We start from the raw sequence: 12,651 nt of genomic DNA on the forward strand, positions 1-12,651 counted from the left end.
CGTTGTCAGCTTGCCGCTTTTTCCGGCGCGGTAATCGGCCCCGGCGCCTGCTCCAGCAACGAAAGCATCGTGTTGGCAATCTCCCGTTCGCCCATCACCACCTCGTTTGCGCCGCGCTCGGCGATATAATCCACCTCATCGTCATAATGCGCCCGGGCGATAATCTCGATATCAGGGCGTTTTGCGCGTGCGGCGGCGACAATTTCGCCCGCCTCATAGCCATTGGGAATCGTCACCAGCAGCCAGCGCGCGCAGTCGAGATGCGCCAGCGACATAATCTCTTCGTTCGCGGCGTTGCCCAGCACGGCCCGAATGCCGCGCTCGCGCAAATCGTCCACCCGGCTGCGGGACGTTTCCACCACCACCAGCGGGATCTCCTGCGCCAGCAGCCGTTCGCCCAGCAGGCTGCCTACGCGCCCGTAACCTACCAGCAAGGCGTGGTTGCAAATATCCACCGGGTTCTGCTGCTCTTCTTCGATAGCCTCTTCCAGCGTCTGCTCTTCCAGCGTTTCCGTTTTTTGCAGGAAGCGCTCCAGCAGCGCGAACAGAATCGGGTTAAGCATAATGGAGAGAATCGCGCCCGCCAGCACCAGGTTTTGCCCGTTCTGCGGCAGCAGGTCGAGCGCCATGCCAAGACCGGCCAGAATAAAGGCGAACTCGCCAATCTGCGCAAGGCTGGTGGCGATGGTCAGCGCCGTACGCTGTGAGTGACCGAACAGTTTTACCAGCAAAAACGCCGCCAGCGATTTGCCGAAAATGATAATCGCCAGCGTGCCCAGCACCGCCAGCGGCTCGTCAATCAGGATCATCGGGTCAAAGAGCATACCGACGGAGACGAAAAAGAGCACCGCGAACGCGTCGCGCAGCGGCAGCGTGTCGTGCGCCGCGCGATGGCTTAACTCCGATTCATTAAGCACCATGCCGGCAAAGAAGGCGCCGAGGGCGAAGGAGACATCAAACAGCTCCACCGCGCCGAAAGCGATGCCGAGCGCCAGCGCCAGTACGGCGAGGGTGAACAGTTCGCGCGAGCCGGTGGAGGCGCTGCGGGCGAGGATCCAGGGCACCAGCCGACGCCCGACCAGCATCATCAGGGCGATAAACGCCGCCACTTTGCCGATGGTAAAGCCCATATCGACGGCGAGCGTGGCAAAGCCGAGGTTGCCTTTTTCAAGCATTCCGGCCACCGCAGGCAGCAACACCAGCGTCAGCACCATCACTAAATCTTCGACAATCAACCAGCCGATGGCGATTTGCCCACGCTGGCTGTCGATAAGCTGTCGCTCTTCAAGGGCGCGCAGCAGCACCACGGTGCTGGCGGTGGAAAGACACAGGCCAAACACGATGCCGGTCATCAGCGACCAGTCCATTAACGTTGACAGCGCCACCCCAAGCAACGTCGCGACCACAATCTGCGCGACGGCGCCGGGTATGGCGATGGACTTTACCGCCATCAAATCCTTGATAGAGAAATGCAGCCCCACGCCGAACATCAGCAGGATAACCCCAAGCTCCGCCAGCTCCGGCGCGAGTTTGGTATCCGCGACAAAGCCTGGCGTGAAAGGGCCGGCCAATACCCCTGCCAGCAAATAGCCCACCAGAGGAGAGATACGCAGCCGGTTAGCGAGCATGCCGAGTAAAAAGGCGAGCACAAGGCCGCCGACAATGGTGGTGATAAGCGGGGTGGCGTGATGCATTCCGTCTCCTTTCGTTAGCAAAAAATCCACGCTTTGGCAAAAAGCCAAAACTCCGTTTTTTAGTTTATGACACTTTTTCTGTCAGCGTTTGTGAATAATCGGTGAATACCTCATAAAACTTTAAACAAAAGCGAAAAAAAGTGCCGACAAGGCATATTCATAGCTTATGGCAAAAAGACTTTGGATAATCGCTGATAACAGCACGAAGCGTTAACAATTTTACCTGGCGCTGGTGGGGATAAATTTCGCTTATCACGCATAAATATGACCAGAACGTTTAAAAGCCAATGCTAAGCGGAGCTTTTTGCATGATGACGCTCCCGTTTTTTTCTGGCGCTCAGGTCAAGGCCTGAGACTATCGCGCTCACAGCGGTATCGGCGTCGTTTTTTCTGTGCGCTTTTTTTCACCCGTCGTTAAAAAACCTTCGCTGTCGCCGTTGCTGCCGATCGTCGCTTTTCCTCTTCTGGGGCGTCATGCGCCTGAAAACGCTGTTGTCTATGCTTTCAGGGCGCTGTAATTTCAGCGTTTACTTTGTGCCAGGGAGAGTTGTTATGAAAAGTACCAACAGGGTTTTGGCGGCGGCGCTGATCTTCGCCGGGCTGGCGAGCAGTTCCGCATTCGCCTGGGAGCGAGATAAAACCTACAACATCACCATCCTGCATACGAACGACCATCACGGCCATTTCTGGCGCAACGACTACGGCGAATATGGCCTGGCGGCGCAAAAAACGGTGGTGGACAACGTGCGTAAAGAGGTGGCGGCGAAAGGCGGCAGCGTGCTGGTGCTCTCCGGGGGCGATATCAATACCGGCGTTCCGGAATCTGATTTGCAGGACGCTGAGCCCGATTTTCGCGGCATGAACCTGATAGGCTACGATGCGATGGCGGTCGGCAACCATGAGTTCGACAACCCGCTAAGCGTCCTGCGCCAGCAGGAAAAGTGGGCGAAATTTCCCTTCCTTTCCGCCAATATCTACCAGAAGAGCACTAACGAGCGGCTCTTTAAGCCCTGGGCTCTCTTTAACCGCCAGGATATTAAAATCGCCGTCATCGGGCTGACCACCGACGATACGGCGAAAATCGGTAATCCGGAATTCTTCACCGATATTGAGTTTCGCAAACCTGCCGACGAGGCGAAGCTGGTTATCCAGGAGCTGCAACAGACCGAGAAGCCGGATGTGATTATCGCCGCCACCCATATGGGCCACTACGACAACGGCGAGCATGGCTCTAACGCGCCGGGGGATGTGGAGCTGGCCCGCAGCCTGCCCGCGGGGGCGCTGACCATGATAGTGGGCGGCCACTCGCAGGATCCGGTTTGCATGGCTTCGGAAAACAAAAAGCAGGCGGATTATGTGCCGGGCACCCCCTGCGCGCCGGACCAGCAGAATGGCATCTGGATAGTGCAGGCCCATGAGTGGGGGAAATATGTCGGCCGCGCCGATTTTGAGTTTCGCAACGGCGAGATGAAACTGGTGAACTACCAGCTGATCCCCATCAACCTGAAGAAGAAAATCACCTGGGATAACGGCCAGAGCGAGCGCGTGCTTTATGCCCCGCAAATTCCGGAGAACCCGCAGATGCTTTCGCTGCTTTCACCTTTCCAGCACAAGGGACAGGCGCAGCTGGGCGTGAAAATCGGCAGCGTGAATGCTCGTCTGGAAGGGGACCGCAGCAAGGTACGCTTCGTGCAGACCAATATGGGGCACCTTATCCTCAGCGCCCAGATGGCGCGCACTAGCGCGGATTTCGCCGTCATGAGCGGCGGCGGCATACGCGACTCCATTGAGGCGGGGGATATCACCTATAAAGATGTGCTGAAGGTGCAGCCGTTTGGCAACACGCTGGTGTATGTGGATATGACAGGCCAGGAGGTCGCGGATTATCTGAAGGCGGTCGCGCAGATGAAGCCCGATTCCGGCGCCTACCCGCAGTTCGCCAGTGTTAGCTTTACGGCTTCAGGCGGCGCGCTCAGCGATATCAAGATCAAAGGCGAGCCGCTGGACCCGGCGAAAACTTACCGTATGGCGACGCTCAGCTTCAACGCCACCGGCGGCGACGGCTATCCCGCCATCGACAAAAAGCCGGGTTACGTAAACACCGGCTTTGTGGATGCGGAAGTGCTGAAGCAGTTCATTGAGCAAAATTCGCCGCTGGATGCGAGCGCGTTTGAACCGCAGGGCGAGGTGAACTGGCAGTAGTCAATCGCGACGGGCGATATCGGCGAACTGCGCGTCCAGCAGCTTCGCCAGATCGTCTGCCGCCAGCTCAATATCCAGCCCGCGTTTTCCGCCGGAGATATAAATGGTGGCGAACTCGCGGCCTGGCGCGTCAATCAGCGTCGGCAGGCGCTTTTTCTGCCCCAGCGGGCTGATGCCGCCCACCAGATAACCGGTGATGCGTTGCGCCACCATCGGGTCCGCCATATCCACTTTTTTCGCCCCTAACGCTTTCGCCACCTTCTTGAGGTCGAGCTGGCCGGAGACGGGCGTTACCGCCACGGCAAGCTGCTTCATATCGCCGTTAAGAGCCACCAGCAGCGTTTTATAGACCTGTTCGGCGTTCAGTCCAAGCTTGCGCACCACCTCGTCGCCAAAGTTGGTTTCGTGCGGATCATGGTCGTAAGCGTGAAGCGTAAACGCCACTTTCTGTTTTTCGAGTAATTTTATGGCGGGAGTCATAACATCCTTCCTTTGTCTTCGTCTGCCCTCAGCCTAACGGTCTGTAGCGGATAAAAATAGTACCAGCTTGCTCAGCGGGTTCAGGACGATTTGAGCAGCCCGGGCAGGTTGCCTTCGCCGTAAAGGTGCAGCGCGCCGACCGCCACCACATAGCGTCCCGGGGGAAGCGCGCTGAGGTAGTCGCGCCATTGCAGGTTGCGCTGGTGCATCAGCACGTCGTAAAGATCGGAGCTGAACGTGGTGGGCAGCGTAACGTCCGTATTTTTAGGCGGCGTTTCCAGCCACCAGCTTATCATCAACTGCAGCAGCCGGGCGTTGGTGTGCCAGTGGGTCAGCGTATCCTCCAGCAGCGAAAGGCCTTCCTGCGGCAGCTGTCGCAGGAGGTTTATCTGGCTTTGCGCCCCTTCAAGCTCCATCACCGGAACGGAAAAGCGTTGCGCCGCCTGCAATAGCTGATAGTCGATGCCGAAATCAGGCCGCAAACCCAGGCGCTGCGCCTGGTGCGCCTGCAGCGCCAGCGCCACTTGCCAGGCGGGTTGTTCATCCAGCCGGGAGAGTGAGAGGCCAAATTCGCCGGCAAATTTTTCCAGTTGCGCGAGCGTCTCGCCTTGTAGCCTTTCGCGCAGCGGCTGCGTAACCGCCTCGTTGCCAAAGGGTGAGACATCGCCGCGAATATCCGCTTCCACAATCAGCGCGTCGGCGCGCTTAAGCTTTTCCAGCAGGCGGGCCGAGAGCGGCGCCATATCGGGCGTGCCCATATGGATACTGCCGACCAGATGCAGGTAGCGGCCGCCAGGCAGCGTTACATCCAGCGCGGGCCAGGGATAAGCGGGACGAAGCGGAGAAAAGAAGGCAATCAGACGGCTTAACAGACCCATAAGCGTTCCCTGACAAAAGAAAACCATGCTAGCGCGCGGCGGAAGAGGGTGCAAATCGCCGTCGTCACCTGAAAGCGGGAAAATTGCTTCGCAGCCAGGAGAGCGACGCCTCAGAGAAGAGAGGGGTAAAGAGAGAATTGCCCCTCTCTTGCCAACGCAGAGAGGGGCAGGGCGAGAAAACAGCAAAGCGCCTGCCTGAGGACAGATAAGCCGCACCGCCTGGCGTCAACGCGCAATCAGGCTAACGGCTTACTCCTTCACCCTGAAGCGCAACAGCCGGTTGGCGTTGCTGACCACCGTAATGGACGACAGCGCCATAGCGGCCCCTGCCACCACCGGGTTAAGCAGCGTGCCGGTAAACGGCCAGAGGATCCCGGCGGCGATGGGAATGCCCAGCAAGTTATAAATAAACGCGCCCAGCAGGTTCTGCTTCATGTTGCGCAGCGTAGCGCGGGAGATAGCCAGCGCGTCGGCCACGCCGAGCAGGCTGTGGCGCATCAGCGTAACGGCGGCGGTTTCAATCGCCACATCGCTGCCGCCGCCCATGGCGATACCGACATCCGCCTGCGCCAGCGCCGGGGCGTCGTTAATGCCGTCGCCCACCATGGCCACTTTGCGCCCCTCGCTTTGCAGGCGAATAATCGCTTGCGCCTTGCCGTCGGGCAGGACACCCGCAATCACGTCGTCGATACCCGCTTCTTTCGCGATAGCGTGAGCGGTGACCGGGTTATCGCCTGTGAGCATCACCAGCCGGTAGCCTTCACGATGCAGCCGGGCCAGCGCGTCCACGCTGTCGCCGCGCAGCGGATCGCGAATAGCGAACAGCGCCGCCAGCTTACCGTCGACGGCAAGCAGCACCGGCGTAGCGCCAAAGCCCGCCTGCTGCTCAATCGTCTGCGCAAGCGCAGAGGCATCAACACGCTGTTCTTCCAGCAGCGCACGGTTGCCAAGCAGCAGCTGACGGCCTTCCGCTTCGCCGCTTACCCCCAGCCCTCGCAGGGTGCGAAAGCCGTTAACGGAAGGCAGCGTCATACCCTGCGCTTTCTCAAGGATGGCATGGGCCAGCGGGTGGCTTGAGCCTTGCTCCAGCGCGGCGGCGAGGCGCAGCGCGTCCGCTTCGCTAAAACCTTCAGCGGTGAATGTCTTCGTCACCTGCGGTTTGCCTTCCGTCAGCGTCCCGGTTTTATCAAACACCAGCGTGTCGACTTCGCTGGCGCGTTGCAGGGCGTCGGCGTCACGCACCAGCACGCCGGATTCCGCCGCGCGCCCCACGCCCGCAATGATAGACATCGGCGTGGCGAGGCCCAGCGCGCAGGGGCAGGCGATAATCAGCACCGTAGTGACAATCACCAGCGTATAAATAATCTGCGGCGCTGGCCCGGCGAAATACCAGATGGCGCCGCTGAGCAGGGCAATCAGCACCACCACCGGCACGAACACGGCGGAGATTTTATCCGCCAGCTGGCCTATCTGCGGCTTGCTGCTTTGCGCCTGGCGCACCATGCGGATAATGCGCGAAAGGGTGGTGCGGCTGCCCACGGCGCTGGCGCGAAACAGCACGCTGCCGTCCTGCACTACCGTTCCGGCATGAATGGCATCGCCGCTGCCTTTCTGCTGCGGCACCGGTTCGCCGGTCAGCATGGCTTCGTCGAACCAGCCTTCGCCCTGGGTAATTTCGCCGTCCACTGGCACCCGGTCGCCGGTCGTAAGCCGCAGCGTCATGCCTGACTGCACCTCGGCCAGCGGCACGCTTTTCTCGCCGTTTTCGGTGACGACGCGCGCGGTGGGAGGCGTAAGGTCAAGCAGCCGTTCCAGCGCTTTGGATGAGCGTTGGCGGGCGCGCTGTTCCAGCATATGGCCGAGGTTAATCAGGCCGATAATCATGGCGCTCGCCTCGTAATAGAGGTGGCGTGCTTCCATCGGGAAAAAGTGCGGCCAGAGGTTGACGCTGATGGAGTAAAGCCAGGCGGCGCCTGTACCGAGCGCCACCAGGGTGTCCATGGTCGCCGCGCCGTTTTTCAGGCTTTTCCATGCGTTGCGGTAGAAATGGCCGCCTGCGAAGATCATTACCGCGAGCGTCAGCAGGCCGATAACCAGCCACAGGCTGCGGTTAGCGTCGGTGACCATCATGTTGTCGCCGAACATGCCCCAGCCCATCACCGGAATGCCGAGCGCAAGCGCGACGATCGCCTGCCAGCGAAAGCGCTTCATGGCGGCGACCGCCGTCTGCTGCTGGCGCTCGCGGCGCGCCTGGTCATCTTCTATCGCTTCGGCGCCGTAGCCCGCGTTTTCCACCGCGCCGACTAACTCAGCGGCGGAGGCGCTGCCCATCACCAGGGCCGTGCGCTCCGCCAGGTTTACCCGCGCCTGCCGGACGCCCGGCACCGCCTGCAAGGCGTTTTGCACGCGGCTGACGCAACTGGCGCAGCTCATGCCGTTAATCAGCAACTGCTGGCTGTCGTCATCAGGCTGCGCCTCTGCCGGAAGCGTGGAGGGGGCCGCTGTCAGTGCTTCCGGCGGGAGCGTTGACTCTGCCAGCGGCTCAGCCTTTGGGTGCGCGAGGGTCGCGTCGTAGCCGGCCTGTTTAACCGTGTCGATAAGCGCATCGGCGCTGGCGCTGGTGGTGACTTTCGCGCGATCAAGAGTCACTTCGGCCTGCTCAACGTCAGGGCGCTGCTCCAGACTCTCTTTTACCCGTTTCACGCAGTGGCCGCAGGAAAGGCCGTCCAGGGCCAGTTCAATGGTGTTTGACATAGTAACGCTCCTCTGTTGCTCACAATGAGCTTGACCAAAAAAAGGTTTTGCTTAACTGTGATAAAGCGTAAACCTTCCATCAAGGGGAAGGTCAAGGGGGGATAATGAATATTAGCGATGTGGCGAAAAAAACCGGTTTAACCAGCAAAGCGATTCGTTTTTATGAAGAGAAAGGGCTGGTGACGCCGCCGCTGCGCGGCGATAACGGCTATCGCACATACAGCCAGCGGCATCTGGATGAGTTAACGCTGCTGCGCCAGGCCCGCCAGGTAGGGTTTAACCTGGAAGAGTGCCGGGAGCTGGTGCACCTGTTTAACGATCCGGCCCGCCACAGCGCGGATGTTAAAGCCCGCACGCTGCAAAAAGTGGCGGAGATTGAGCGCCATATTGAAGAGCTTCAGTCGATGCGCCTGCATCTGCTGGCGCTGGCAAAGGCTTGCCCCGGCGACGACAGCGCTGACTGCCCAATCATTGATACGCTTTCCGGCTGCTGCCATCGCAGCGAAAAGTAAGCGGTAAGAAAGCGAGTGATAACGCGGCTACATGCTGGCGCGGCTATTTTTAGTCCATCGCTTTGGTGAAATATATCCTTTGCGCCCAGCGGGTCAGCAGAAAATTACGCGGTAAAATAAATCACGGCGATAGCCTGTTACGTGCAAAAAACGCGAAGAAAGTATGATTGAAAATGACTAATCATGCTTTAGATTAATAATAAATAGTGATCTTTATTAAACGCTTTTATTTTTCTGCGCAGGCTTTGGTTTAGTTGCGCGGGAATACTGCTCATATTCTAAAAAAATAAAAATATCCTGCCTCCTGATATGCAATGCAGTGCGCTGCATGCCGGAGATATTTCATCACATGAGTGACTATAAAAAGCGTCTGGAGCAATTATGTCCGTATATTCCTACGAGCATCCCTTAATAGGCAAGGTTACCTATGTTACCGACCATAATCCGCCGTTGTACGGTGATACTATTAGTTTTATCAAGGGCTTTGAACCCTCTTCGCAGCTTGGCTTTGTGCACATTCCGCAGCTGGAAGGCCGGGAAAATTCTGACAGCGATCTCTTTTTTCATAAAAAAGCCCATAAACAATTACTGACGGTGTTTGCGGAAATAGAAAAACAAGGGCTGCTGGACATTATTACGCAATGCAACTCAGTATTTAAGATGCGCTTAAGAAGACCAACCAGCGGCTATTTTAGTTCGCTGCCTTCTAATCACGCTTTTGGGCTGGCGCTGGATATCAATCAGAACGACGGCATGGACGGGATTTCCTGCGCGCCGCTGGCGCCGGTTTTTCAGTATTACGGTTTTACGTGGGGAAAAACGTTCAGCATGGCGCCGGATGCCACCCATTTCGAAATTAAAAAATTTCTCTGAAAAAAGGCAGGGAAGTCACAAGATGTTGAGTGCAGCATATTGGGGCAGCGCAGTAACCGGCTGCCCATTTTTTTATGACGCCGGGGTACTCTGAGTAAGGCGACGTACGCGCAGGCGGATGCCTTCAACGGCGATGACTTCCACCAGCGCGCCTGCCGGCATATCTTCGTTCGCGATAACCGGCCAGCTGCTGTCGCCCACGCGGACATGGCCGTGACCGTTGCTAAGCGGGGCGTCCAGTTGCAGGCGCTGGCCGATAAGCTGCTGGCCGCGCTGGTTGAGCGCGGCGTTAGCCCGGGGTTGCGGGCGCCGTGCGAGCCAGCGCCACCAGAGCAGGGCGGCGAGTACGGTCAACACGGCAAAGCAGAGGCCCTGCCACTCCCAGCCGAACGGCAGCAGCCAGACCAGCAGCCCGGTGACCACCGCCGCCACGCCGCTCCACAGCAGGTAGCCGCTCGCGCCGAGCATTTCGGCGGCGAGCAGCAGGCCGCCGAGGCTCAGCCAGAAAGCGTAAGGATGCTCGAAAAAAAGCGCGATCATGGCCGTTTCCGCTCGTTGCCGCTTTCTTTAATCAACTCGCTAATACCGGCGATAGACCCCATCAGGCTGGAGGCATCCAGCGGCATCAGCACCACTTTGCTGTTGTTAGCCGAGCCAATTTGCTGCAGCGCCTCGGTATATTTCTGCGCGACAAAATAGTTTACCGCCTGAATATCGCCCGCGGCGATAGCTTCGGACACCATCTGCGTGGCGCGCGCTTCCGCTTCCGCGGAGCGTTCCCGCGCTTCCGCCTGTAAAAAAGCGGACTGCCTGTCGCCTTCGGCGCGCAGGATCTGCGACTGCTTCTCCCCCTCGGCCTTCAGGATTTCCGCCTGGCGCACCCCTTCCGCTTCCAGAATATAGGCGCGCTTGGTGCGCTCGGCCTTCATCTGCGCGTTCATCGAGGCGATAAGCTCAGCGGGCGGACGCACGTCGCGAATTTCAATACGCGTGACTTTAATGCCCCAGGGGTTTGTCGCCTCATCCACAATGTGCAGCAGGCGCGTGTTAATGCTGTCGCGCTGCGAGAGCATTTCGTCCAGCTCCATTGAGCCGAGCACCGTACGAATATTGGTCATTGTCAGGTTGATAATGGCAAGCTCAAGGTTGCTCACCTCATAAGCCGCTTTCGGCGCATCGATAACCTGAATAAAGCAGACCGCGTCAATGGTAACGTTGGCGTTGTCTTTTGAAATCACCTCCTGAGAGGGGATATCCAGCACCTGCTCCATCATGTTGATTTTACGGCCTATGCGATCCATGAAGGGGACGACGAGGCTAAGACCGGGCTGCAGGGTTTTGGTGTAGCGGCCGAAGCGTTCTACCGTCCACTGGTAGCCCTGCGGCACAATTTTGACGCCGGCGGCGACAATCACCAGCGCGACGAAGATAAGAACCGGGATAACGATAAGCATTAAAAAACCTCCTGTCATTTTGCTGCTTATTGTAGCGCCGGACGACGACGGGCGCAGCGCCCATCGTCATCCGAATCCAGGTATTGACGAGAGGTATTAATACAGCAGGGAGTAGAGTTGACGGCGATATTTAGAAGCCAGCTGGTCGCCGGTGCCGAGCGCGGCCAGAATCTCCTGGAACGTTTTACGCACCTGGCCGTCGCCTGCGGCCAAATCCTTTTTCAAATGGCTGAACAGCAGCTCCAGCGCCTCTTCGTTGCGGCCCACCTGGTGAAACTGTAGCGCCAGCTGTGCAGCGAGCTGCGCATCCTGCGGGTTTTGCTGTACCTGCTGCTGAAGCTGTTGGATCTCCGGCGTATCCGCCGCCTGACGCAGCAGTTCGATTTGCGCCACCAGACCCTGATAGCGAGTATCCTGATCCTGCAGCGGAATGGTTTTCAGCACCGCTTCGGCCTCATCGGCGCGGCTTAAGGCCAGCTGCGTCTGGGCGAGCAGCAGACCGATTTCGCTCTCCTGGTTCGACATCTGCCAGGCTTCTTTCAGCAGCGGCAGCGCGGCGGCGTGGTCGCCTTGCTCAATCAGCTGCATCGCCTGCTGGGCTTTCAGCTCTTCTTCACGCGGCAAGACTTTTTCAAGCAGCGCGCGGATAGCCTCTTCCGGCTGCGGCCCCTGGAAGCCGTCTACCGGCTGGCCGTTCTGGAAAAGATAAACGGTAGGAATGGCGCGCAGGCCAAACTGCGCGGCGACCATCTGTTCGGCGTCGCAATCCACTTTCGCGAGGATAAACTGACCGCTGTACTGCGCGGCCAGCTTCTCCAGCACCGGCGTCAACTGCTGGCAGTGCTGGCTACGATCGGACCAGAAATAGAACAGCACCGGCACGGAGACGGATTGCTCCAGCGTCTGGTGCAGGTTCGCTTCGGTAATGTTGACAATATTCTGTACGGACATGAGTCACTCTCTGTTGTCGATTTCTTTTTTACATGGGGGCGAGCGCGTCGCCTTCAACTTAGCCCTGTAAAATTTTGTCCATCGCGCGGGCGGGCAGCAGGCGCTTAAGCAGGCTGACGGCGTGCGTCACCATCGTGACCGGATAACGAATTTTGGGCCGCGGGCTTTCAAAAGCATGGCGCACCTTTGCCACTACCGCCTCCGGTCCCAGCGTAAAGCGTGCGGCGATGCCCGGGTTTTCCACCGGTTTGTCCGTCTGCGTCTGGTTAACGTTATCAGTGAATCGCGTGCGGATGGGACCTGGCTCAATCAGGCTCACCTTAATGCCGCTGTGGCGAAGCTCCATGCGAAGGGCGTCGGACCAGGCTTCAAGCGCATATTTACTGGCGGCGTAAGCGCCGCGCCCTGGCGTGGAGATAAGTCCCATCACCGAACTGGTGTTGACGATGCGCCCTTCCTGGTGCGGCAGCATAGCGGGCAAAAGCAGCATGGTGAGCTGGTGCGCGCCGAAGAAATTCGTAGCGAATTGCTGCTCCATCTGCTCGCGGCTGATAGTGGCGAGAGGCCCGTAAACGCCAAAGCCGCCGTTATTAAAAATGCCGTACAAACGGTTATCGGTAAGGCGGATAATTTCGGCGGCGGCGGCCTCGACGCTCGCGGGCGAATCGAGATCCAGCAGTATGCCGGTAAACCCTTGCGCGTTCATACGCGCGACATCTTCCGGCTTGCGGCAGGCGGCCAGCACGCGAAAACCCATGCGCTGTAATTCGATGGCGCTGGCCAGGCCAATGCCGCTGGAACATCCTGTAATTAAGAGTGATTTTTGCATAACTTTACCCGCTTCTGGCCCCTC

General features: G+C 58.5%; 11 protein-coding genes. 3 read left to right on the forward strand and 8 right to left on the reverse strand.

Translation table 11 applies throughout. The annotated features are described in order from the left end of the window. Positions 1-5 precede the first annotated feature (5 nt). Complete coding sequence (gene ybaL, locus ACU4F7_RS05820) at positions 6-1,694, reverse strand: YbaL family putative K(+) efflux transporter (protein WP_029592123.1); 1,689 nt, start codon at positions 1,692-1,694, stop codon at positions 6-8. 552 nt (positions 1,695-2,246) lie between these two features. Between ybaL and ushA the strand changes: the two genes are divergently transcribed. After that, a complete protein-coding gene (gene ushA, locus ACU4F7_RS05825) occupies positions 2,247-3,896 on the forward strand; it encodes a bifunctional UDP-sugar hydrolase/5'-nucleotidase UshA (RefSeq protein ID WP_481638230.1) in 1,650 nt (549 codons plus the stop codon). Here ushA and ybaK read toward each other — a convergent pair whose 3' ends face one another. The 3 genes from ybaK to copA all read right to left on the reverse strand — a co-directional run bounded on the left by ybaK (position 3,897) and on the right by copA (position 8,008). Then, entirely contained in the window at positions 3,897-4,376 is a 480-nt protein-coding gene (ybaK, locus tag ACU4F7_RS05830) for a Cys-tRNA(Pro)/Cys-tRNA(Cys) deacylase YbaK (protein ID WP_481638231.1), read from the reverse strand. Between the two features lie 80 nt (positions 4,377-4,456). Next, the gene (locus ACU4F7_RS05835) at positions 4,457-5,254 is read right to left on the reverse strand and encodes a TraB/GumN family protein (protein WP_029592125.1); all 798 of its coding nucleotides are present in this window, start codon (positions 5,252-5,254) and stop codon (positions 4,457-4,459) included. 249 nt (positions 5,255-5,503) lie between these two features. After that, positions 5,504-8,008 carry a copper-exporting P-type ATPase CopA gene (gene copA, locus ACU4F7_RS05840; RefSeq protein WP_481638232.1) on the reverse strand — a complete coding sequence of 835 codons (2,505 nt, stop codon included), beginning with the start codon at positions 8,006-8,008 and terminating at the stop codon, positions 5,504-5,506. A gap of 104 nt (positions 8,009-8,112) precedes the next feature. Here copA and cueR point away from each other — a divergent pair, with 104 nt between their 5' ends. Together cueR and ACU4F7_RS05850 are read left to right on the forward strand one after the other, a co-directional pair. Next, positions 8,113-8,520: a Cu(I)-responsive transcriptional regulator gene (gene cueR, locus ACU4F7_RS05845; RefSeq protein ID WP_029592127.1), complete on the forward strand. Its 408-nt coding sequence runs from the start codon at positions 8,113-8,115 to the stop codon at positions 8,518-8,520. Positions 8,521-8,901: 381 nt separating this feature from the next. Continuing rightward, positions 8,902-9,393, forward strand: a complete 492-nt coding sequence (locus ACU4F7_RS05850) for a M15 family metallopeptidase (protein ID WP_481638233.1) — start codon at positions 8,902-8,904, stop codon at positions 9,391-9,393. A 72-nt stretch (positions 9,394-9,465) separates the two neighbouring features. On the opposite strand, the gene ACU4F7_RS05855 is transcribed toward ACU4F7_RS05850, so the two are convergent. From ACU4F7_RS05855 to ACU4F7_RS05870, 4 genes are all read right to left on the reverse strand, one after another. Beyond that, positions 9,466-9,933 carry an NfeD family protein gene (locus ACU4F7_RS05855; RefSeq protein ID WP_481638234.1) on the reverse strand — a complete coding sequence of 156 codons (468 nt, stop codon included), beginning with the start codon at positions 9,931-9,933 and terminating at the stop codon, positions 9,466-9,468. Then, complete coding sequence (locus ACU4F7_RS05860; RefSeq protein ID WP_029592131.1) at positions 9,930-10,847, reverse strand: SPFH domain-containing protein; 918 nt, start codon at positions 10,845-10,847, stop codon at positions 9,930-9,932. The genes ACU4F7_RS05855 and ACU4F7_RS05860 overlap by 4 nt, the downstream gene beginning before the upstream one ends. Before the next feature lie 96 nt (positions 10,848-10,943). Then, positions 10,944-11,798 (reverse strand): co-chaperone YbbN, encoded by an 855-nt coding sequence (locus tag ACU4F7_RS05865; protein WP_029592132.1) that lies wholly within the window; start codon positions 11,796-11,798, stop codon positions 10,944-10,946. Positions 11,799-11,856: 58 nt separating this feature from the next. Then, a complete protein-coding gene (locus ACU4F7_RS05870) occupies positions 11,857-12,627 on the reverse strand; it encodes an SDR family oxidoreductase (RefSeq protein ID WP_481638235.1) in 771 nt (256 codons plus the stop codon). Positions 12,628-12,651 lie beyond the last annotated feature (24 nt).

This window comes from Franconibacter pulveris, assembly GCF_056780215.1.